General features: G+C 58.7%; 15 protein-coding genes and 6 pseudogenes. 8 read left to right on the top strand and 13 right to left on the bottom strand.

The features are described 5' to 3' along the window. Positions 1-11 precede the first annotated feature (11 nt). From glcE to dctP, 6 genes and pseudogenes are all read right to left on the bottom strand, one after another. Positions 12-1,078, bottom strand: a pseudogene (gene glcE, locus AU14_RS04270) (glycolate oxidase subunit GlcE). Further along, on the bottom strand, positions 1,071-2,543 hold the full coding sequence (locus AU14_RS04265) for an FAD-linked oxidase C-terminal domain-containing protein (protein WP_041339205.1): 1,473 nt from the start codon (positions 2,541-2,543) through the stop codon (positions 1,071-1,073). The pseudogene glcE and the gene AU14_RS04265 overlap by 8 nt, the downstream one beginning before the upstream one ends. A gap of 92 nt (positions 2,544-2,635) precedes the next feature. Further along, positions 2,636-3,061, bottom strand: coding sequence for a GlcG/HbpS family heme-binding protein (locus AU14_RS04260; protein WP_041339201.1), 426 nt, complete (start codon positions 3,059-3,061; stop codon positions 2,636-2,638). A 22-nt stretch (positions 3,062-3,083) separates the two neighbouring features. Then, positions 3,084-4,615, bottom strand: a pseudogene (locus tag AU14_RS04255) (TRAP transporter large permease). Next, positions 4,612-5,316, bottom strand: coding sequence for a TRAP transporter small permease subunit (locus AU14_RS04250; RefSeq protein ID WP_041339198.1), 705 nt, complete (start codon positions 5,314-5,316; stop codon positions 4,612-4,614). Before AU14_RS04250 ends, AU14_RS04255 begins: the two are co-directional and overlap by 4 nt. A gap of 99 nt (positions 5,317-5,415) precedes the next feature. Further along, entirely contained in the window at positions 5,416-6,543 is a 1,128-nt protein-coding gene (dctP, locus tag AU14_RS04245) for a TRAP transporter substrate-binding protein DctP (RefSeq protein WP_052471959.1), read from the bottom strand. 274 nt (positions 6,544-6,817) lie between these two features. Here dctP and AU14_RS04240 point away from each other — a divergent pair. From AU14_RS04240 to astE, 6 genes and pseudogenes are all read left to right on the top strand, one after another. Continuing rightward, positions 6,818-7,575 (top strand): annotated as a pseudogene (locus tag AU14_RS04240) (FCD domain-containing protein). A 159-nt stretch (positions 7,576-7,734) separates the two neighbouring features. After that, on the top strand, positions 7,735-8,505 hold the full coding sequence (locus AU14_RS04235) for an ABC transporter ATP-binding protein (RefSeq protein WP_041339196.1): 771 nt from the start codon (positions 7,735-7,737) through the stop codon (positions 8,503-8,505). Between the two features lie 85 nt (positions 8,506-8,590). Continuing rightward, positions 8,591-9,346 carry a transporter substrate-binding domain-containing protein gene (locus AU14_RS04230; RefSeq protein WP_041339194.1) on the top strand — a complete coding sequence of 252 codons (756 nt, stop codon included), beginning with the start codon at positions 8,591-8,593 and terminating at the stop codon, positions 9,344-9,346. A gap of 47 nt (positions 9,347-9,393) precedes the next feature. Then, positions 9,394-10,096 (top strand): annotated as a pseudogene (locus tag AU14_RS04225) (ABC transporter permease). 3 nt (positions 10,097-10,099) lie between these two features. After that, complete coding sequence (locus AU14_RS04220) at positions 10,100-10,822, top strand: ABC transporter permease (protein ID WP_041339193.1); 723 nt, start codon at positions 10,100-10,102, stop codon at positions 10,820-10,822. Positions 10,823-10,981: 159 nt separating this feature from the next. Then, positions 10,982-12,031 carry a succinylglutamate desuccinylase gene (gene astE / locus AU14_RS04215; RefSeq protein ID WP_041339189.1) on the top strand — a complete coding sequence of 350 codons (1,050 nt, stop codon included), beginning with the start codon at positions 10,982-10,984 and terminating at the stop codon, positions 12,029-12,031. A 23-nt stretch (positions 12,032-12,054) separates the two neighbouring features. On the opposite strand, the pseudogene AU14_RS23180 reads toward astE, so the two are convergent. Together AU14_RS23180 and AU14_RS04205 are read right to left on the bottom strand one after the other, a co-directional pair. Next, a pseudogene (locus AU14_RS23180) lies at positions 12,055-15,077 on the bottom strand (efflux RND transporter permease subunit). Beyond that, complete coding sequence (locus AU14_RS04205) at positions 15,077-16,156, bottom strand: efflux RND transporter periplasmic adaptor subunit (protein ID WP_041339186.1); 1,080 nt, start codon at positions 16,154-16,156, stop codon at positions 15,077-15,079. The pseudogene AU14_RS23180 and the gene AU14_RS04205 overlap by 1 nt, the downstream one beginning before the upstream one ends. A 196-nt stretch (positions 16,157-16,352) precedes the next feature. Between AU14_RS04205 and AU14_RS20535 the strand changes: the two genes are divergently transcribed. Next, the gene (locus AU14_RS20535) at positions 16,353-16,691 is read left to right on the top strand and encodes a TetR/AcrR family transcriptional regulator (RefSeq protein ID WP_236744368.1); all 339 of its coding nucleotides are present in this window, start codon (positions 16,353-16,355) and stop codon (positions 16,689-16,691) included. Continuing rightward, positions 16,634-16,999 carry a WHG domain-containing protein gene (locus tag AU14_RS20530; protein ID WP_236744367.1) on the top strand — a complete coding sequence of 122 codons (366 nt, stop codon included), beginning with the start codon at positions 16,634-16,636 and terminating at the stop codon, positions 16,997-16,999. Before AU14_RS20535 ends, AU14_RS20530 begins: the two co-directional genes overlap by 58 nt. On the opposite strand, the pseudogene astB reads toward AU14_RS20530, so the two are convergent. The 5 genes and pseudogenes from astB to AU14_RS04175 all read right to left on the bottom strand — a co-directional run bounded on the left by astB (position 16,996) and on the right by AU14_RS04175 (position 23,331). Continuing rightward, positions 16,996-18,335: pseudogene (gene astB, locus AU14_RS04195) on the bottom strand (N-succinylarginine dihydrolase). The gene AU14_RS20530 and the pseudogene astB sit on opposite strands and share 4 nt — an antisense overlap. Positions 18,336-18,371: 36 nt before the next feature. Then, entirely contained in the window at positions 18,372-19,850 is a 1,479-nt protein-coding gene (astD, locus tag AU14_RS04190) for a succinylglutamate-semialdehyde dehydrogenase (protein WP_041339183.1), read from the bottom strand. 84 nt (positions 19,851-19,934) lie between these two features. Next, a complete protein-coding gene (gene astA / locus AU14_RS04185) occupies positions 19,935-21,047 on the bottom strand; it encodes an arginine N-succinyltransferase (RefSeq protein WP_052471958.1) in 1,113 nt (370 codons plus the stop codon). 43 nt (positions 21,048-21,090) lie between these two features. Next, on the bottom strand, positions 21,091-22,107 hold the full coding sequence (locus AU14_RS04180; protein ID WP_041339180.1) for an arginine N-succinyltransferase: 1,017 nt from the start codon (positions 22,105-22,107) through the stop codon (positions 21,091-21,093). 9 nt (positions 22,108-22,116) lie between these two features. Further along, positions 22,117-23,331, bottom strand: a complete 1,215-nt coding sequence (locus AU14_RS04175) for an aspartate aminotransferase family protein (RefSeq protein ID WP_041339178.1) — start codon at positions 23,329-23,331, stop codon at positions 22,117-22,119. Between the last annotated feature and the right edge of the window lie 22 nt (positions 23,332-23,353).

The raw sequence follows: 23,353 nt of genomic DNA, 5'->3' as shown, positions 1-23,353 counted from the left end.
TATTCCTGCTCTTACAACCAGCTGTATAAACGCCCGGGATTGAAAATGTTATCCGGATCGAACGAATTCTTTACCCGACGCTGAATCGCCTTCAGAGCCTCAGGTTGGTGGTGCATGACTTCGCCGTGGCGGTCGCCGCCCCGGAACAGGCTGACCTGTCCGCCAGCGGCACGGGCCAGCGGCTCCATGTCACTGAGTTCGCCGGCACCACGGTACCAGCGCTGGGCGCCGGCCCAATCGATGAACCAGTGACCATCAAGCTGCGGTGTGGCCGCAGTTGAGCCGACTGAAAAACGCCAGAGTGGAACATCGTTCCCGGCAAAGAATTCGTGCTTCAGATCCTGAACCTGCTGCCAGAACTCATCGCCCTGCTCCAGTACCTCACCGGACCATTTCTGGGCCGTAGCTTCGACGGCTGACTTGGCACCGGACAGGCGCAGGTACACCTTACCGTCCACCCAACAAGCGCCGGTGATCGGTTTGGGTTCGGCCGAGCGGCTGTTCATATAGTGGATGACTTCGTCCATGGCCATATCCTGCACCAGGGTCATGGATGCGGCCGGCTTCGGCATCACCTTGAGGCTGATCTCAGTCATCAGGCCCAGGGTTCCCATAGCACCCGCCTGCAGCCGCGAGACATCGTAGCCGGCAACGTTTTTCATCACCTGGCCACCAAAGCGCAGGTGTTCACCTTTGCCGTTAAGCAGACGAACACCCAGCACCTGGTCACGCACCGAGCCAGTCCACGGCCGGGCCGGGCCGGACAGGTTGGTCGCCAGCGTACCGCCAATAGTGGCGTCCGGGCCCAGTCGCGGCGGCTCGAAGTGCAGCGCCTGGCCATGCTCGGCCAGTGCTGCCTCGATTTCGCTCAGCGGTGTGCCAGCGCGCACGGTCAACACCAGCTCAACCGGGTGATATTCAACGATACCGCTGTGCTCGCCTACGCTCAGGGTGCCGGCGTCCGGGTCGCAGCCCGGCCCATAAAGGCCTTGGTGCCGCCACCAACGATGTTGAGTTTGTGCCCGCCGTCGCGGGCAGCGATGACCTGTTCTGTCAGTTGTTTGGAAATATCAGCCATGGGCGGCTTCCGTAGGTTCGTGCTTGTGTTGTTTGTGCTCGAGGGACCGGTATTCCTGGCAGAATTTCAGGGCCGGCACGCCCTTGCCCGGGTTCAGGATCCCGGCCGGATCGAAAGCGGCTTTAACATCATGGAACTGCTGCAATTCGTCGTCATTAAACTGCACAGCCATCTGCCGGATTTTCTCCACTCCCACACCGTGCTCGCCAGTGATGCAGCCACCGACTTCAACACAGAGTCGTAGAATGCTGCTGCCAAAGGCCTCGGTGCGCTCGAACTCACCCGGCACATTTGAATCAAACAGGATCAGCGGATGCAGGTTACCGTCACCGGCGTGGAACACGTTGGCCACGCGCAGGCCAAACTCTTCCGACATCTCTTCCATCCGCAGCAGCACATTGGCCAACTCACGCCGGGGAATAGTGCCATCCATGCAGTAGTAGTCCGGAGAGATCCGGCCCACCGCCGGGAACGCCGACTTCCGACCTTTCCACAGCAGCGCTCGCTCTTCCTCGCTTTCAGAGGTACGTACCGAGGTCGCACCAAACTTGCGGAATACTTCCTCGGCCTGGGCGATGTGCTCGTCCACTTCCTCAACCGTACCGTCTACCTCGCACAGCAACAGCGCTTTGGCCTCGCGCGGGTAGCCAGCCTTGGCGAAGTCGTCCGCTGCAACAATGGCGTGGCCATCCATCATTTCCAGGCCGCCCGGAATAATGCCGTGGGAAATCACGCCACCCACGGCATCACCGCCGTTCTGCACGCTATCGAAGCCAGCCATAACCACCCGCGCCACTTCCGGCTTGGGCAGCAGTTTCACCTTCACTTCGGTGACTACCCCAAGCAGCCCTTCCGAGCCGGTCATCAACGCCAGCAGATCCATGCCGCAGACATCAAGCGCATCGCTGCCAACGGTGACCACATCACCCTCGGCCGTCACCATCTCCACGCTGTGCAGGTTGTGCACGGTCAAACCGTACTTCAGGCAATGCACGCCGCCAGAGTTCTCGGCCACGTTGCCGCCAATGGTGCAGGCAATCTGGGACGATGGGTCGGGGCCGTAATACAGACCGTACTGGCCCGCTTCCTCACTGATTGCCAGGTTGCGAACGCCGGGCTGCAACCGGGCCGTTCGCGCCAGCGGATCGATCTCGAGGATGCGATTGAACTTGGCCAGCGACAGCACCACGCCCTCTTTATGGGGCATGGCACCGGCACTGAGCCCGGTGCCTGCGCCGCGGGCGACCACGGGCACCTTGTGTTCGTTGCAGATGCGCATCACCCGCTGCACCTGCTCTACGGTTTCCGGAAGCACCACGAGCAAGGGCATCTCGCAGTACATTGACAAACCGTCGCACTCGTAGGGCTTCATGGTTTCGCTGTCGGTAATGACGTAGTCCGGGTCGATGAACGACCGGAACTGTTCCGCCAGCTCGGCTTTGCTGACTGTTGGCTTGGTAGTCATAACATTCTCTGAATTCGTGTCACCTCGGGCTCCACCCGGAGGCGGAGATCACTGACAGGCCATGAAGCCCGTCAGTTCTGCTGTGACAGCGGTTAACCGCGTTTGGTTTCAAAGTGGTCGAGGCCAGCCTGGGCACAATCCATGTCCTGCTGGGGCGTGCCGGAACTCAGGCCAATACCACCAACCACTTCACCATTTACAATCACCGGCAAACCACCACCCACAGAGCTCAGGCGTCCACCAACCTCGGTGTGGATACCAAAGGCGAGACTGCCAGGCACGTTGGCCTTGTTGTAGTCGTGGGTCGCCTTTTTGGCGGCAGCCGCGGTGAAGGCCTTGTCCTGGGCAATGGTGACACTGGTGATCTTGCCACCGTCCATGCGCTCAAAGGCAATCAGATTGCCGGATTCGTCCACAATGGCGATGCACATGGGAATTCCAATTTCACGGGCCTTCTCCGCTGCGCCTTCAATCAAAATACGGGCGTCGGCAATATCCAGCCTATTAATAGTCAACATAACGAATTACTCCTTTAGAAAATTAACCGTAAACCAGTCCCGGCAGCCAAGTGACGATGCCCGGGATCAGAATACACATGAACAGTCCGAACGCCTGAATCGCAAGAAACACCAGGGACGACTTGAAGATGGTACCCATAGAGATTTCCGGCGGGCAAACGCCACGGATGTAGAACAGGGCGTAGCCGAACGGCGGGCTCAGGAACGACATCTGCATATTCACCAGATAAAGCACACCAAACCAGAGCACCACATCGTCGCCAGCAACCGGCGGGAACCCGAACAGGCCGGGGAACTCCAGCGCTTTCACGATCGGGATGAAGATGGGCACTGCCAGCAACAGGATACCAACCCAGTCAAGGAACATACCCAGAACGACCAGTAACACCATCAGCAACAACAGGATACCGTAAGCCGACATCCCCGTACCCAGAATGGCATCGGTCACGAACTGCTGACCACCCTGCAGGATATAAAAACCAACGAATACCGAGGCACCGAACATGATCCAAAGGACCATCGCGGACGCTTTGGCTGTGGTCACAGACGCTTCGCGAAGACCGGCAATTGAGAACTTTTTGTGCATCATCGCAACGATGATGGCACCGAAAGAGCCGATGCCCGCTGCTTCTACCGGCGTAGCAATACCACCAAACAGCAGGCCCAGAACCAGGCCGACCAGGGCGAGGGGGGCGATCAGGTTACCCAGGAGCTTTAGCTTCTCTTTCAGACTGATCCGGTCTTCCATCGGGATCGGTGGGCCCAGCTTCGGATTCAGCCAGCTGCGCACCAGCACATAAGTCAGATACAGACCTGAGAGCATCAGCCCCGGCAACAGCGAGCCCAGGTAAAGCTCGCCCACCGACTGCTGCGCCACCACCGCGTACAGAATGGCCAGGATGGACGGTGGTATGAGAATACCCAGTGTTCCCCCCGCCATAATAGAACCGAGCGCAATCTTGTGATCATAGTGCCGTTTCAACATGGCCGGCAGCGCGATGATGCCCATGGTTACGACCGCGGCACCGATAACACCCACCATCGCTGCCAGAATGGTCGAAGCAACAATCGTTGCGGCCGCAAGACCACCGCTGATGCCACCCATCCACTTGTACACCACACTGAACATTTCTTCGATCAGGCCGGCACGCTCAAGCATCGACGCCATGAAGATGAACAGGGGAATCGCCGCGATGTCCGGGTTGGCCATCAACGGGAAGATACGGCCAGGCACGATGTTCAGCATCATGCATCACCGACCAGATAGATGAACATGACACCCAGGCCGCCGGTAACAAAGGCCAGTGGCAGGCCCATCATCAGAGCCACTGCCAGAGAGCCGAACATCAGGTAGGTCAGCGGGCCAATGTCCACGCCAGACAGGCTGCCCGAAAGCTTGAAAAGGAACCGCTCGTCACTCCACGGGTCGTAAAACAGAATGTTGATCAGTTCAACACAGATGACAAACGCCAGACCCACGGTGGCGATGATCATTAACCATGTGCCCAGCTTCCCGGCCATGCCGCTGCTTGGCGCTGCAGTTGTTGTACTCATGCTGTGCGCTCCTGACCGAGACGGATAAACAAAACGATGTCTTTAAGCAGCTTCGAGAAGCCGGCTAGCAAGAGCAGGATCGCGCCCAAGAACATTACGCCTTTCACGGGGTAATATTGGATTCCCCATGTCTCGACCGTAGTCTCTTTCATCATCAGTGAGTCCTGAAAGAAGGTCCACGATGTGGTGGCCAGAACAGCCGCAAAAATAAAGAAGAACATGGAGGTGAAGATATCCATGCCCACACGCCCGCGTACCGGAAGGAAGTTGTAGACGACGTCGACCCTGACATGAGCGCCGTGCAACAGCGCGAAGGCGCCAGCGAGAATGTACTGCATGCCGAAGATCAGGAAGCTGGCTTCATGCACCCAGATCGTTGGCATATTGAAGATGTACCGCATCACCACTTCGAAGAAATAGAAAAGTACTGCGTTGATGGTCCAGAAGGCCACGAACAGCCCTGATTTCTCACACATCCAGTCAACAATTTTTGTAAACCAGTTACCCTCATATTCGAAGTGTGCCAGGGGATCATCTTCTTCAGATTGCAGCTCCGAAATCGTTTTTTCGGGCTCGGCATCGTCGCCGCCACGCTTACTGCTCCACTTGTCCCAAGCCATCATGAGCAGTGGCATAACCGCCAGCCAGCCCCAGTAGAACCAGTGCGGCAAGACAAAGCCAAATGCACTCAGATCAGACATGTTGCTACCACCTAGATCAAAGAGCGGGGAAGGGAGGGTTAATCCTGTGTCGGCTAACCCTGCCTTCCCCGATTATCGTTTTTGTTTGAGCTTTTGAACTTAGAAGCCCTTGATGTCTTCTTCGGTAATGTAACCAACCGTGTCGTTCATCATGTACTTCAGCTGGATATCCAGAATGGCGCGTGCGTCCTCATTCTTGTTTGCCCAGTTGAACCAGATGGGAATGGCCGCTTTACGCCAGGCTTCCAGATCTTCCTGGCTCAGACGCGTAACCGTGTCGCCTTCTGCCTTGAACTTCTCCATCGCCGCAATGTTGCGCTCCTGGATAGCCAGGTAGTGCTTCTGGGAGTAGATGCGCACTTCATCCTCAACCAACTGCTGTAGCTCAGGCGAGATGGAATTCCAGGCCCGCAGGCTGACGGTCAGGTCCATCAGGTCGACCGGCTGGTAGATAGACATGACGCCAGGAGGTCCGAAGATGATGTAGTCGGTCACCTGGGAAAAGCCCAGTTCGTAGTTAACCGCAGGGCCTACGTAGTCCGCTGCATCAATGGTGCCCTTCTCAAGCGCAGGGAAGATATCTGAGCCCGGCAGACTCACGGTGGAAACTCCGAACTGCTGGAACACCTCGGCGACCATGCCGCCCGGGACCCGAATCTTCATGCCTTTGAGATCTTCGAGGCTGTTAACCGGTTGCTTGGAGTGAATGATGTTGGCGTCGTGCTGGATGGGCCCAACGTAAAACAGGCCGAACTTCTTGTAGATTTCCCGGGTCTTTTCCAGCATGCCCATGGAGTAGAACATGGTGTCCCAATGATGAGGTTGATCAGGACCGGCTGGATATGAAGACAGGAAGACAGAGGCAGGAATCTTCCCTGACCAGTACAGGGTGAACGGATTCATACCCTGTAGAACACCGTTACGAACAGAGTCGAACAGTGAGTTATTGTCGGCAGCGACAGCCTTGGCCGGGAAGCATTGGAACTTCAGCTCTCCGCCTGACTTCGCCTCAATACTCTTGCACCACTCGTCGAACAACGAGTAACCCACGGTGCCTGCGTCCCAAACGGACTGAATCTTCCACGTGGTTGCGGCCTGAGCCTGCCCAGCCCCCATCAGCATCGTACCAGCAAGAGCGACGCCCATGGCGGCAGTTTTAAGGAAACTTCTGCGAGGTGGGGTCTCGCCAGTGTCACAGCTATTTCGGATGTTATTCTTCGAAATCATCGAAACGTCTCCGTTGGTTTTGTTGTTATCAGCGTCTGACTCAACGCCGGCTGGACGAAATTTAACCGACCGACATTAGACAGATATTCGTAGCCAATGCGGGTTTAGTCCAGCGGTTAACCCACTGGTCGGACCAGTTTTTCCCGCGCCATAAATGGACGAATTGGCTGTAATCATCCATATTTACAGGGCTTGGCGGCGTATCTACCAAGATCCGAATCACCCACTATGACAACAGTCACTGGTCAGACCAGCGAGCAAAACAGGCACCTGAATGGCAATCTCCCAGGAAATTTCGTACCGACTCGAGCGGCTCATTCTTGATGGTGGCTGGCGCCGGAGCAGAAAATTCCTTCGGAACGCCAGCTGGCTGCTCGACTGGGCGTGTCCCGGGCTGTCATTCGGGAGGCACTGCATGAACTGCAAGGCCGTGGGGTTATTGAGACACGACACGGCAAGGGTTCGTTCGTTGCCAGCATGGTTCCGCAATCAGAATCCGTGGACGACCACAGCCCGCTCATGCACCTGTTCGAAGGCCACCCCCGCACGCTTTACGATTTGTTAGAAGTTCGCGAGCAGCTCGAGGGCCAGGCGGCATTCCTGGCGGCCCAGCGCGCTAATGGCGCAGACCGGCATCGGATCACCAAGGCATTCAGAGCCCTGGAAGAGACTGACCCGCTCAGTAACGCGCGGTCAGACCATAGTTTTCATCTGGCAATCGTAGAGGCATCCCACAATCCGATACTGGTCCATGTGCTCAGCAGCCTCAAAAATATGATGCTGATGACGGTCCAGGCCTCGGTGGCGAACCTGAATCCAAGACAGGAAATGCGGAAAAAGATCGTGCGCCAGCATCGACAACTCTATGAAGCCATAATCTCTAGCAAGCCCGGGGTGGCCCAGAAGGCTGCCATGGCTCACGTTCGATTTGTCAGCGACTCGCTGCGTGAATTGGAAAAGGATGGCAGCCAGGTCATCCGGATGCCGGTTCCCCCGGAGAGCGCTGCACAACGCTCACAGCAGAACCTATAATGCAGGCACACCGTGTCGGTACAGCAAACACATTCATCATACAAAGCAGCGTGTTGGATTTCGGCTAACAAAGCGGAAAAGCCTCTTTAAGAGGTATTGATTTCCGCCGCCACAGTCCGTAAAACATGCGCCTTTGACTGACAGCCTCGGGAGCTTCCAATGGCGGACAAATCGCCTTTGATCTGCAGGGATATTCACAAGACTTTCGACAAGCATGAAGTGCTCAAGGGTATTTCACTGGAAACCCGCAAAGGCGATGTGGTTTCCCTGATCGGCAGTTCCGGCTCCGGCAAGAGCACCTTTCTACGTTGTATCAACCTGCTGGAAACGCCTACCTCCGGCGACATTATCGTGCACGGCGACCCAATCCGGTTCACCAATAACCGCAAGGGCGAGCGTATTCCGGCTGATAACAAGCAGGTTGAACAGATCCGCTCGAAACTTTCCATGGTGTTCCAGGGCTTCAATCTGTGGTCTCACATGACCGTGCTGGAAAACATCATCGAAGCCCCGGTAAACGTGTTGAAGGTGCCAAAGAAAGAGGCCATCGAACGTGCCGAGTCCTACCTCCAGAAAGTCGGCATCTACGAGCGCAAGGATTACTATCCGGCCCAGATGTCTGGTGGTCAGCAGCAGCGCGCTGCCATTGCCCGCGCCCTGGCCATGGAACCTGAGGTTATGCTGTTCGATGAGCCCACCTCAGCCCTGGATCCGGAACTGGTAGGTGAAGTTCTGAAAGTTATGCAGAGTCTGGCCGAGGAAGGCAGGACCATGATCGTGGTCACCCACGAAATGGCGTTCGCAAGGGATGTTTCCAGTCAGGTCCTGTTCTTGCATCAGGGCGTGATTGAAGAACAGGGTACGCCCGAAAAAGTGTTTGATAACCCGGACTCGGAACGCATGAAGCAGTTCCTTGCTCCCAACTTCTGACACTGGGTGCTATCTTGGGTTCGTACTGGATGCAGTGCTTCCATGAAAAATAAGCCGAAAAGGCAAATCACTGGAGAAGTAACACATGAAAAAACTGATTGTTGCAGCGAGTTGCGCCCTGGCCCTGGCGGCCGGAACGGTCCAGGCCAAAGACTGGAGAGAAATCCGCATCGCCTTCGACGTGCCTTACGAGCCGTTCGAGTATAAAGATGAGAATGGCGAGCTGACCGGCTTCGAAGTTGAGTTGGCCGAAGCCATGTGTGCCGAGATGAAAGCGGACTGCGAGTTCGTTATTCAATCCTGGGACGGCATGATTCCTGGCCTGCTGGCGCGTAAATTCGACGCCATTATGTCTTCCATGTCGATCACCCCGGAGCGCGCCGAGCGGGTACTGTTCTCCGAGCCGTACTACAACACCCCGGGTGGCTGGTTCGCGCCTGAAGCTTTCAACACCGACGTCACCGACATGGACGCCATGAAGGACAAGGTAGTTGGCGTTCAGCGTGGCACCACCATGGACACCTTCGTTACCGAGAACATGGGCGGCATCGTAACCATCAAGCGTTACACCACGGCCGACGACATGGTTCTGGACCTCGAAGGCCAGCGCCTGGACGTGGTTTTTGTTGATTACCCGGTAGGCGAGCAGACCGTACTGAGCAAAGACGGCTTCAAGGAAGTCGGCGAGCCGGTCAAGCTGGGTGAAGGCGTAGGTGTTGCCATGCGTCAGCGTGACAAGGATCTGGCCGCAAAGGTAAACGCTACCCTGAAGAAACTGAAGAAAGATGGTACCTACGACACCATCATGCAGAAGTACTTCAACTACGACATCAAGATGTAAACCGCAGGGGTGGCCTCACCGGCCACCCCTGACTACCGGACGTTTCCATGCTCGATCTGAAAGGCTATGGCCCGGCACTACTGGACGGGGCGATCATTACCATTGAATTGGCCTTCCTCTCTCTGGCCTGGCAGTCACACTCGGCTGATTGGTGCCTCCTCCAAGCTGTCCAGCAACCGTGTCGCCAAAGGTGCAGCTACGGCCTACACCACGCTGATTCGCGGTGTGCCGGATCTGGTCATGATGCTGCTGTTTTACTACGGCGGACAGGTGGCCGTGAACAATATCTCAGACCTGCTCTGGGAAGCCTACGAAATCGACTTTTTCTTTCAGTTCGATCCGTTTATTTCTGGTGTTGTCACCATCGGGCTGATTTTCGGTGCCTACATGACCGAAACCTTTCGCGGTGCCTTTCTGGCGGTTGAAACCGGGCAGATTGAAGCAGCGCGCGCCTACGGGTTCACCCGCTGGCACACCTTCCGGCGCATCATCTTTCCGCAGATGCTTCGCCATGCCCTGCCCGGCCTCGGTAATAACTGGCAGGTGCTGCTGAAAACCACGGCGCTGGTGTCCATCATCGGCCTGACCGATATGGTTCGGGTAGCCGAGGAAGCGGCCAAGGCCGAACGCATGCCGTTCCACTTTTTCATTCCGGTGGCGTTCGTGTATCTGGCGCTGACAGCCGGTTCCGAGCTGTTCATCAAATGGCTCAACAAGCGCGCCAATGTTGGCGTGGTTCAGGGGGGATAAGACATGCCTGACTTTATCGCCCAATGGCTGAACCAGAACGAAATCTTTACCGCCATGACTATTCTGGAATACTGGAATGGTCTGGTCAGCACGGTTCAGCTGGTGTTCCTGTCGCTGGTTATCGGCCTGGTTTGCGCCGTGCCGCTGGCGATAATGCGCACCAGCCGGAACCCATTGGTTTCCATGCCGGTGTGGCTGTACACCTATCTGTTCCGTGGCACGCCGCTGCTGATCCAGCTGTACATCATCTATTACGGCATCGCGCAGATTCCGGGTATTCAGGAAACCTTCTGGTGGGGGATTTTCCGGGAGCCGTTCTACCCCGCACTGCTGGCGTTCACTCTGAACACCGCGGCCTACACCACGGAAATCATCCGCGGTGCGATTATGTCCACACCCCATGGCGAGATTGAGGCGGCCAAGGCCTATGGCATGAACTGGTTCATGCGCATGCGTCGGATTATCCTGCCGAGTGCTGCCCGGCGTGCGGTTCAGGCCTACTCCAACGAGGTCATCTTCATGCTGCACTCGAGCGCGATTGCCAGTGTGGTGACCATTGTCGATCTGACTGGTGCAGCCCGGAACATCTACTCCCGGTTCTACGCGCCGTTCGATGCGTTCATCTTTGTGGCGCTGATCTACATGGTGCTGACCTTTATTCTGGTGTTCGCTTTCCGCAAACTTGAGAACCATCTGTTGCGACATCAGCGTCCGATTAGCAACTGACGTTTTTTCCTTTGGCTTTGGTGCCCGGGCAGGCAGGGTGTTGCCTCCCGGGAGCCGCTCGAGCCCATCCATGGGACGCTTGAGTGAAGCCGTCCATGGCTTCACACACTCCCGGGAGGCAACACCCTGCCCGCCCCCAGATCTGTTTCGGGGATTCTAATGACTGTGTATTCGGATCTTTTTTCTGATTCAGCTGATTGGCTCAGTCACACCCTCAACAACGCCGCGGCCGATGTGGCCGAAGTTCGCACCGAATTGCCAGATGGCACGGTCATTGTGCGTAAGGCTCTGGGCATCCTGGAGCTGACACCTGCCCCCGGCCGATCAAATCCCAACAACGAAGCTCTAATTGTCTCCGCTGGCGTGCACGGCAACGAAACTGCGCCTATTGAGGTTTTGAATGGTCTGGTCAGCGAGCTGCTGAACGGTGACTGGCAGCTGGCCTGCCCGTTGTTGCTGATCCTGGGCAATCCGCCTGCCATGGTTAAGGGTGACCGGTTTCTGGACGCCAACATGAACCGACTGTTCCACGGCGCCCACCAAAAGCCCGAGTATCAGGGCCTGCCGGAAGCGGCGAGAGCAAGACAGATTGAGACCTTGTGTCGAGACTTTCAGGCCAGCCATTCCGGCCAGCTCTCACACTACGATCTGCACACGGCGATCCGGCCGTCCCAGCGCGAAAAGTTCGCCCTGTACCCGTTCGTGGAAGGTCGCGAGGTGCCGGCGCAGCAGTGTGAGTTCCTGCTGGAGGCCGAAGTTGAAACGCTGTTGCTGCAGCACAAATCGGGCACCACGTTCTCGTCGTTTTCGTCGTCACAGCTGGGTGCCGAGAGCTTCACCGTGGAGCTGGGCAAGGTGCGTCCGTTCGGGCAGAACGATCTGAGCCGGTTTACCGGCATTCGTGACGCACTGCGACGTCGGTTCCGGGGCCAGCCAGCGCCGCAGCCCGCGAAGGCGACGTTTGAACGACTAACGGTGTTTGAGGTGGTGCAGGAGATTCTGAATTCCGGCCCGAGTTTCGTGTTTCACGTGCCGGACGACGTGGCGAATTTTACCGAGTACGCGCCAGGCACTGTGCTCTGGGAGGACGAGTCCACCACCTACCGGGTTGGCGATGAGGCCGAGTCGATTGTATTTCCCAACAGGGACGTGCCTGTGGGCCAGCGAGCGGGGTTGTTGATCAGGCCCCGTCACACTCCTGGGGCCTGATCAAAGTCTAATTCAGCGCAGGCTCAGGCCGGCGCGTTCTCGGGCTCAGGCACCGGGGCCTTGATCAGTTGCGTGCACACCGCCGGAATTACCAGCAGGGTCAATACCGTGGAGGCCAGCAGCCCCGAGATAATGGCCCAGGCCATGGGTGGCCACAGGGTTGAGCTGGAGAACGCCAGCGGCAGCAACCCGGCCACGGTGGTGGCCGTGGTCAACAGGATTGGCCGGGTACGCTGTTCAACCGCTTTGCGCACCGCATCCCGGATGCCCTCACCGGCCGCCAGTTGGCGGTCCATGACATCCAGCAGCACGATGGCGTTGTTCACCACTATCCCCACCAGTGCGATTACACCCAGTAGCGACTGGAAGCCGAACGGCGAACTCGATAACACCAGTCCCGGGAAGATACCCACCGTTGCCAGCGGCACCGTCAACAGGATGATGCCGACCCGGCGGAATGAATTGAACTGCAACAGCAGGAAGAACAGCAGCAACAACACGCCGATAGGTGCGGCCGTGAGCAACGCGCTGTTGGCGTCGCCGGAGCCTTCGGCATCGCCACCCAGCGCAATGCGGGTGCCCTCCGGCAGCGGGTTTTCTTCCAACGCCGCGTACATACTTTCCAGGGCGGAATTGAAGCCGTAACCAGCCTGCAGGTTGGCAGTGGCCGTGTTCATCCGGACGCCGTCTCGCAGATAACGCACCGCCGGTTCCCAGGTGGTTTCAACGCTGGCCACCGCGGACAGAGGTATCGCATCACCACGATCGTTGTAGATGTTCACCGACAACAATCGTGACAGCGACAACGCCGTACCCTCTCGATCTCAGAACCAACGGGATTGGGTCCTCTTCCTGCCGGTAGCGCTCGGCAACCACACCAAAACTCTGGCCATAGAGACTCTGGGCGACATCGGCACGGGTCAGGCCGTAACGGGCCGCAGTGGCATCGTCGACGTTGATGGCGATGCTCGGTACGCCAATATCCAGATCGTGGCGGACATCCACCGTACCTTCAGTTGCACGCAGGATCCCAAAGATCTGCTCCACCGCCTCAGCACGGGTTTCATCATTGGCATGGTAGACCCGGACCGCGACCGGCGCGGCCCGCGGCGGACCTTGGCCGAGTATGCCAACGGTCACGTCCAGTTCCGGCATTTCATCGTTCACATGGGCGCGAACCCAGCGGATCATCTCGGTGGTGTCGGCGAGGGTTGGGGTGCGAATCACCAGACGAGCGCGATTGGGTGCCTGCGGTGCCCGCTTCAGGTTGTAATAAAAACTCGGCCCCGTGAACCCCACAAATCGGTGCACTTCCAGGGCGTCGGGTTGGGTGCGGATCATCCGCTCCAGGGCCTCGGCAGCTTCGGCCGTACGAACCTGATCGGTGCCTCGGGCATGTAAAGTTCAACGATAACCCGTGGCCGATCGGCATTGGGGAAGAACTGTTTGGCCATGAACGGCGTCATGCCGACGCTGATGGCCACCAGCAGAACACCGGCGGTAATCAGGCGTGCCGGATAACGGGAAACCAGCCCACCGAGAGCCCGCGCCAATCCGATCAGGCGGTCTTTACCGGCGTGTCGGCGAGGCTTCAGGAAGCGGGCGGCCAACAGAGGGACCGCCGAGATCGCCAGAAGGTAACTAACCGACAGGGTCAGCATGATCATCACCGGAACACCGCGGGTGAAATCCGCCGTGCCGCCCTTAGACAGCAGCAGGGGCGCAAACGCGGCCAAAGTGGTACCGGTGGACGCGCCCAATGGCCCGGCGAGTTCGCCCACCGCAGTGCGCAGGGCATCAAGCCGGCGACTGCCCTGATCCAGGTGATGCTGGATGTTCTCCACGATCACGATGGCGTTGTCGATCAGTATCCCCAGGGAAATCACCATGCCGATCACAGCTATCTGATGCAGTACCCCTCCGCCCAGGTCGTACAGGCCAATGCTGATCAATGCCACCATGGGCAGGATCGACGCCACCAGTAAGCCCATGCGAATGCCCATGCCGGTAAATACCACCGCAACAATGATCAGTACCGAGAGCACCAGGCTCCAGGCCAGGTTATTCAGACGCTCTTCCACTTTGTCGGGCTGAAAGAACATTTCCTGGATGTCGTAAGGCTGGAACTCCTTGCGAATGCTGGCGACTCTCTCCCGGATCCGCTGACCAAAGCGAATGGCATCGGTGGAGCCTTCCTCGATGATAATGGAGAGCAGCACCACCCGCTCGCCGTCAAACCATGTTTCCGGTTGGCGCGGCTCGACCGGCCCACGCCAGACATCGGCCGCTGCCGCCAGGGGCACCTGGGAGCCGTCAGGCAATTCGATCGGCGTGGCACGAATGGCCTCGATGTCGGCAAATTCACTGTTCGGCAGCACCGACAGGCGTCGGCCGTCCACCACAACAAATCCACCGGGGATAGTCTGATTTCTTCGTGCCAAGGTATCCAATACCCGGGCCGGGGAGATGCCCAAACGGTGCAGCGCGGCATCGTCCAGTGCCAAGGTGATTTGCTCGTCGGCATCGCCTTCAAGCTCGATGCGCGAGACCCCGGAGATGTCGGACAAATTCTTTTTCAGGCGCTCAGCCACCGCGCTCAGTTCGGTCACCGAGGCGGCACCCGACACCGCCAGCACTACCGCCGGTATATCGATCAGCCGGTCATCCAACGACATCTGGCCCACGTCTCAGGAAAGTCCTGACGAGCCCGATCCATGGCCAGGCGCACCCGGTCCCAGGCGGAGTCGGTGTCGTAGATGGTGTCGTTCAACTTCAGCCTGGCCAGGGCCACACCAGTGCGGGCCGTGCCTTCGCTGAAGTCCACCTCTTCCACCTGGCGCAACTCATCAACCAGGGGCTGCAGCACCAGCCGCTCCACCGCATCAGCACTGGCGCCGGGATAGTTCACCGAAACCATGCCGGCCCGATAGGGAAACGACGGATCTTCCTGACGCGGCATGGTGCTGTAGGCCGCGATCCCCAGCAAACACAGCATGGTCACCACCATGCCGAGCAGCCGGCGGCAATTCAGCAGTCGGCGAGTCATTACCGCACCTCCACGGCGTCACCATCGGTGAGCCGGGTCATGCCCGCGTAGACCACCTGGTCACCGGGGGAAAGCTCCTCGGCGCGAACCACCACACGCTCACCCACGATGCGCTCGACGGTAACCGGAACGCGCCTGGCCTGGCCATCCCGAACCCGAAACACGCCCGTGCCCTCACCTGTGCGCACCACCGACAGCAGGGGCACGGTGGTCGCTGACATCCGTACGGGCGTGATGCCTACTTCCACCGGCGCACCGGGCTCCAGCGAATCCACCGGCAGGCTCACCAGAATCGGATGCAGCTCACCACGGACCGCTCCGGCCTGGGCAATCTCCACCACCGAGCCAGTCTGGGGCGGACGGGTACGGTCCTGTACTGACCAGATCGGCAGTTCCTGTTGCAGTGTCACATGCTCCAGCAAGTAAGCCGGTACCCGGACTTCAACTTCCCGGCCCCGGGGCGACGACATTCGCATCACCGGTTGGCCGGCGGCGACAAACTCGTCCTGCTCCACTAGTAGAGCTTCAACCCGGCCTGAGAACGGCGCTCTTAGAGCGCTTTCATCCAATAGCTGGGTGGCCTCGGCCAAAGCCGCCTGAGCCGTGGCCACGCTGGCCCGGAGCGAATCCCGGCGAGCGGCAAGCTGTTCCAGGCTTTGCTCCGACACCACACCCCGCTCGTGCAAACGGCTGGACCGATCCCATTCCCGCTTGGCCTGCTCGAACTGGGTTTTCAACTCATCCAGCTTGGCCCGAGCCGAATCCCGCGCCGGCGCCAAGGCCGGGTTATAGACCCGTGCCAGCACGTCACCGGCGCTGACTGTTTGGCCCAGCTCCACGGCACGTTCTTTCAGGGTACCGCTGACCTGAAACGTCAATGTTGCCCGTTGGGTCGCTCGCACGATGCCGGAAAAACGCAACGCCAGACCCTCGGTCTGACCACCGGTCACGTCGGCAACCCGTACCGATACGGTGGGCTCTGAAGTTTCGGCCGAGACATCACCGGCTTTACAGCCGGACAGGGACAGCGCGGCGGCGATAGCAATAACAGCGGCGAATGATGAGAGAAGTGGCTTCATGATTTGTCCTTTCATCCATGCTCTGGTCGGTGACGGGCGTCCGCTCCATCGGAATCCCGAGACTATAATTACGACATAATGTCACTCTTTGACATTTTGTCAATAATCAGGCCTTATTCACTTTAAGGTATGATGCCGACGCCGCAGTGGTAAGTAGTGGCAAGTAGTAGCAAGTTGTAGCTATATGGAACGTCAGATGAGTGAACCGCTAAAAACACGCCGAGAACGAGAGCGCCAGGCTCGCTACGATGCGATCCTGGATGCAGCTGAACTGGTTTTTTCGGAGAAAGGCTATGAGCGCACGTCTATGGATGACATAGCGCGCACAGCCAGCCTGAGTCGGGCGCTGCTGTACGTCTATTTCAAAGATAAGGCGGCCATTCAGCGGGGCATCATGCTGCGGGCCGGACAAAGCCTGGCAAACCGTTTCCAGGAGCCCGTGATCGGGCCGACACCGGGCTGGCGCAGATCGCGGCCATGGGTGAGGCGTACTATCGTTTTTACCTGGATGAGCCGGATTACTTCTCGGCACTAACCACGGCGTCTACTGCGATGGCCGAGGCCGATGAGAGTCAGACAGAAGAGATGCTGTGTTCGAAGTCCGATCTGATGGAGCTGATGATTGGCGCCATCCGCCTGGGGCTGGAGGACGGCACCATGAGCCGAGACCGGATTGCAGACCCGGTCCAGACCGCACTTTATCTTCGTGGCGCCCTCCATGGCGTCCTGCTGCTGTGTCAGTCAGAACTCAGCACCGGTTCCGGCAAACCGGACCAGAACGTTTCCGCCGATGCGCTGATCCGGCACACCATGGAAATGCTGACGTCGTCGATCGCGTCCTAGAGCTGGAAGTCGTAAATCGACCCGAGCCCCAAAATACCCGTCAGCTCGTCCAGGGCCTTGCGCACTTCCTGCAGCAGCATCGGATCGGCCAGGTCCGCTTGTGACAGCCGATCCCGGTAATGTGCCTTGACCCAGGCGGTCAGGCGCTCATACAGATCGTCAGTCAGCAACACCCCCCGGTGCATCGCCTTGAGCTCCTCATCGCTCAGCACGACCCGCAAGCGCAAACAGGCGGGGCCGCCGCCGTTGCGCATCGACTGTTTGACGTCAAACACCTCGACCGAGGTGATGGGTCCGCCGGACTGCACCAGGGCATCCAGGTAGCGACTGACCGAAGCCACTTCCCGACACTCGCCGGGCACCGCCAGCATCATGCCATCCGGGGTATTCAGCAGCTGACTGTTGAACAGGTAGGAAGCCACCGCATCCTCAATCGGCACTTCTTCACTGCTGACCCGCACTGCTTCAAGTTCCGCGCCGGTAAGGCGCGACCGGATATCCGCCAGCACCCGGCCCTCTTCCAGAAACGCCATGTCGTGATAAAACAGGGTGTTGCCATTGCCGACCGCAATCACATCGTTATGGAACACGCCCGCATCGATGGCATTCGGATTTTGCTGGGCAAACACAGTGTGCTGGTCATCAAGCCCGTGCAGCCTGGCAATGGCCTGGGACGCCTCCAGGGTTTGTCGGGCCGGGTATTTTTTCGGAGCCGGGGCCTGATCATTGAACGCCACCTGCCCGTACACGAACAGCTCGACCCCCGCTTCGCCGTAACCGCCACACAGGCGAGTATGGTTGGCAGCGCCTTCGTCACCGAACTGGCCCACCGACGGAAGCGCCGGATGATGGGCGAAATAGCTTCATCGGCGAAGATCGCCTTCAGCGCCCGTCCGGTCACCCGATGCTCAATGGAGCGATGGAACTTGGCACTCAGATTGGCCGGGGTGAAATGCACCCGGTGATCAGCGGTATCGGAACTGGGCGAGACCGTCGCGGCATTGGCGGTCCACATGGTGGACGCAGACGACACCGCCGCCAGAATCGACGGACTGGTTTTCGCAGCGTGCTCCAGAATCTGGCTGTCCGAGCCCTCAAAGCCCAGCGCTCGCAGCGTTGGGATATGGGGCCGTTCATGGGGCGGCAGGATACCCTGAACATAGCCACGGTCCGCCAGCCGCTTCATCTTCGCCAGCCCCTGCAGCGCCGCTTCCTGGGGATTGGATTCCGCCCGCACATTCGACTTCGAGGCCACATTCCCCCAGGACAGCCCGGCGTAGTTGTGAGTAGGCCCAACCAGACCGTCGAAATTCGCTTCTACCGCGTGCTTCACCATCGCTGTTGTTCCGTTTTCGTTGGTCGCAATTAAGGGTTACTTGTCGAAATTCAGGCCAGGAGCCAAAGTTGCCGGCACCTCACTGTGGCGCGACTCCAACGAGGCCATCGGCCAGGCGCAGTAATCCGCTGCGTAATAGGCACTGGCGCGGTGGTTCCCACTGGCGCCCACACCACCGAACGGCGCGGCACTGCTGGCACCGGTCAACGGACGGTTCCAGTTCACGATGCCGGCGCGCACTTCTTCAACCAACCGGTCATAGAGTTTGCGATCGTCGGTCAGGATACCGGCAGACAAGCCGTAGCGGGTATCGTTGGCCAGCTCCAGAGCGTCGTCAAAGCTCTTGTACCGGTACACGGTCAACAGTGGCCCGAAGAACTCCTCGTCGCTGACATCCAGCCCGGTGACATCAACGATGCCCGGCGACAACAGACCGGTATCCGGTTTGACCTGCTTCATTTCCAGCAGGGATGTAGCGCCTTTTTCCAGCATGCTGGCCTGGACATCCAGCAGTTTTTCTGCGGCTTCGGCCGAAATCACCGAGCCCATGAACGGCTGTGGATCGGCATCGAATTCGCCGACCTGAATACGGCCCGACAACTCCTCCAGGCGATCCAGGAACTCATCGCCTTTCTTACCCTTTGGAACCAGCAGGCGACGGGCGCAGGTGCAACGCTGCCCCGCAGACAGAAATGCCGATTGCAGGGCGTGGTGCACGGCACCGTCGACATCGGCTACGTCCTGCACAATGAGCGGGTTGTTCCCGCCCATTTCCAGCGCCAGGATTTTTTCCGGCTGGCCACCAAATTGCTCGTGCAGCAGATGGCCCACGGTGGAGCTGCCGGTAAAGAACAGGCCGTCGATCATCGGATGTCCGGCCAGGGATTTGCCGGTCGCCGACGCGCCCTGAACCAGGTTGATAACGCCTTCGGGAATGCCCGCCTTCTCCCAGAACTTGACGGTCATCTCGGCCACACCCGGCGTCAGTTCGCTGGGCTTGAACACCACGGTGTTGCCCGCCAGCAGCGCTGGAACAATGTGGCCGTTAGGCAGGTGACCCGGGAAGTTGTAGGGGCCAAACACCGCGACAACGCCATGGGGGCGATGCCGAAGCACGGCATGGCCACCCGCCACTTCGGACTCGGAATGCCCGGTGCGATCGTTATAGGCCTGCACGGAAATAGCGACTTTGCCGATCATGGCGGCAACTTCAGTGCGGGATTCCCACAGCGGCTTACCGGTTTCCAGACCGATCTGGTGCGCCAGCGCTTCCTTGTGTTCCTCAAGCTGATCGCGGAAGGCTTCAACCACGGCCAGACGTTCCGCGAAGCTCTTGCGACGCCATTTCACAAACGCGTTACGGGCCTCACGAACTGCGGCATCGACGTCTTCCAGGTTGGCGGCATTGCCGTCCCAGACGGTGTCTCCGGTAACCGGCTGTGTTGACTCAAAGTATTCGCCGTGACCCTGAAGCCACAGGCCATCAATGAATAGTTCGCCTGTCAGGTTTGCCATATCAGAGCACCTCCCGGTACTGGACTTATATAGGTTTGATGGCGGCAAAGCGCCACTGTTCAATGGGTTCGGAATCTCAATTTTTCAGAAACGGCTTCGCGACTCGCGAACGCGCTCGTCCGCCTTGTCATGACTCCGGTGCATATGCAGGAACTGGGGACCGTTATCCTTTAACGGGGCCAGACGAACCGGATCACCGGACTCCAGGTTCAGAGCCTTGGCTACCTCAGGCGGCATCTTGACCGTATCCGGCCCGATGCAACTGGCCGGAATGGTGGTCACCCGGAAATCCCGGAACGACCGATTGGAAATCATGACCCGCTCGCCGGCTGGAACATCCAGATCGACCGGGGTTTGCGTGACCATCGCATAGCGATTGATCGATTCCCGGACCGTTCGGATGTTGTGCACGAAGGCTTCCACTACCGGGCCACCGTCAAAAATATCCACCAGACCGTTGAAGTTGAAACCCTCAGCCTGAAGCATCTTGAGCGCTGGTGCGGTGTTTTCGTGCACCCGGCTGATGACGGCACGGGCAGGATCCGGCAGCATCGGCAGGTAGATGGGGTACTTGGGCATCAGCTCGGCAATGAAGGCCTTGTTACCGAGCCCGGACAGCATGTCCGCCTCGGTGAACTCCATGTCGAAAAACTTGCTGCCCAGGGCATCCCAGAGTGGGCTGCGGCCCTCACGGTCTGACACGCCCCGCATCTCGGCAAAGACTTTCTCCGAGAAATGCTTGCGGAACTCGTCCAGGTACATGAACCGGCAACGTGACAGCAGCAAGCCACTGCCACCGCCCTTGTAGTCATCGGACAACAGCAGCGAGCAGATCTCGCTGGTGTCGGTCATGTCGTTGGACAGGTGGAGCGTGGGCGTACGCACGTGCACGCCCAGTTCCTTGGAGGCATTCACGGTGATGCTCAGGCGATAGTTATAAAACACCTCGTCCAGCCCGACCCGGGCCTGAATACCACTGATACCCACGGTTTTCTTCAGCTCGGTGTCTTCCAGCGCAAACAGGTATAGCCCGGCTTCCGGGGCGCAGCGCTGGTTGAAGGTCTCAACGGTATGAGCAATTTTCTTCTGCAACAGTTTGCGGTCTGCTGGCAGGGTGGTCAGTCCCTTGCCGGCGTTTTGCGCCATGGCATAGAGATCGTCAAGATCGTTTTCCCGAAGCGGGCGAATCACCAGCATGTCACGCCCTCCCTCGGGGTTAATACAACAGGCATCATTGTGCTCATAACGGTGCCATCCTTACCGCGTCGCCAGCGCTTTTTTCCAGCACTTTCCAGGCCTTAACCGACACCTTGAGCTCATCATCCAGCGTCTCTTCCGCCCGAGCCATCGTGCATCGGAACGCCAGGCCTTCCCCGGCAGCGATCAGGCACTGGTCACCAGCGTCATCCTGACTTCCATGGAGACTCTTGCGATGGCTGGTCACCAGGGTGTGGACCGCATCGGTGCGCGCTTCCAGTACCGGGCCGGCATCGAAAATATCCAGGTAGCAGCCGGCGTGGAAACCCTCGCGCAGCAACAACTCCAGATTTAGTTTGGTCATTGGGTGGCACTGCCCCAATGCTGCCTGGGCCTGTTCAGTCAGCAGAGTGACGTAAACCGGGTTTGGCGGCATCAGCTCGGCAATGAAGGTTTTGCTGAGCAGGGAGGAATACTGGTCGGCGGTTTCAAAATCCATGTTGAAGAAGTGCCGGGCCAGGCTGTCCCAAAACGGCACGTTGCCGTTTTCGTCCTGCACACCCTGAATCTCAACCACCAGCCGCGACGAGAACCACTCCCGGTGTTCGGCAATGAACAGCATCCTGGCCCGGGATAGCAGCTCAAACGCCTCGGTGTGGCGCAGTTCAGGGCGAATGGAAAACGAGCACAGCAGGGTCTGGTCAGTCAGGGAATGGGACGGGTACAGCACCTCTACCCGGCGCGACACACCCAGCTCATGGGAGGCATGAACCAGCGCATCGCGGCGATAGTTATAGAACGGCTGACCGTTACCGGCACGGGCATCAATGCCGGCTGTTCCGGCCACCTGGCCGGTGTTGGTATCTTCCAGAACAAACAGAAACCGTGGCGCATCCTTCTCCGGCACGTTGCCGGCGAAAGATGCCAGGGAATGTTCAATCTTGCTCGCAAGAGCTTCGGACTGTTTGGGCAGGGTTGAGGAAAGACGGGCACTCTGGGTGCCCGCTATCTCAAGGATCTGTTCCAAATCATCCGGTTGGGCCGGACGTACAAGCCACATATCGACTCCTTACGCCGTCAGCTTCTTCACCGCTTTTTCAAACCGCTCGAGCGCATCATCGATGTCGGATTCCGGAATAATCAGCGACGGTGCAAGGCGCACGACGTTGGCGCCGGCAACCAGCACCATCACGCCTTCATCCAGACCGGCGTTCAGGAAGTCCTTGGCCTTGCCCTGCCACTTCTCGGTCAGGACGCAGCCGAGCAGCAGCCCGGCGCCGCGCACTTCGCTGAACACACCGTAACGTTCGCCGATGTCCATCATGCCCTTGCACAACCGGTCGGAGCGCGCCTTCACGCCCTTCAGAATATCCGGCTGACTGATCGTATCGACAACCTTTTGTGCCACCGCACAGGCCAGCGCGTTTCCGCCATAAGTGCTACCGTGAGTGCCCACACCCAGACTCTTGGCCACATGAGCCGTGGTCAACATGGCGGCAACCGGGAAACCGCCGCCCAGGCCTTTGGCACTGGTCAGGATATCCGGGGTAACGTTGTACATCTGGTAGGCGTACATATGACCGGTTCGGCCAGCGCCGGACTGAACTTCATCAAATACCAGCAGGGCATCGTGCTCGTCGCACAGCTCGCGCAGTCCTTTCAGGAACTCAGGATCACCCGGCATTACGCCGCCCTCGCCCTGAATCGGCTCGACCACGATGGCGCAGGTCTTTTCTTTCGAAATCAGCTTCTTCACCGATTCCAGATCGTTGAACTCAGCGTGGTGGATACCACCCGGCGCGGGCTCGAAGCCTTCCAGGTACTTGGGCTGACCGCCCACGCTAACGGTGAACAGGGTGCGGCCGTGGAAGGCACCCTTAAAGGAAATGATCTCGTTCTTCTCTGGGCCATGGTGTTCCCAGGCATAACGACGCACCAGTTTGAACGCGGCCTCATTGGCCTCGCCGCCTGAGTTGGCGAAGAACACCCGCTCCGCGAAGGTCAGATCGCACAGGCTCTTGGCCAACCGAAGTGCCGGCTCGTTGGTCATCACGTTGGACAGGTGCCAGATTTTTTCCGCCTGGTCATGCAGCGCGCTCAAAAGGCCAGGGTGAGAATGCCCGAGGCAACTCACTGCGATGCCGCCCTGTAGATCAACAAACTCCCGCCCCTCCTGATCCCAGATTCGGGAACCTTCACCTCGGACCGGGATGATCGAACCGGGTGCGTAGTTGGGTACCATGACTTGATCAAAAAGTTCGCGAGTGACGGGTTCTTTGTGCATAAATCTCTCTCGGGAAACGCGG

Origin of the sequence: Marinobacter similis (assembly GCF_000830985.1) — a bacterium.
Lineage (GTDB): Bacteria > Pseudomonadota > Gammaproteobacteria > Pseudomonadales > Oleiphilaceae > Marinobacter > Marinobacter similis.
The sequence above is the reverse complement of the archived record's forward strand: the minus strand, read 5'-3'. Positions and strand labels throughout refer to the sequence as shown.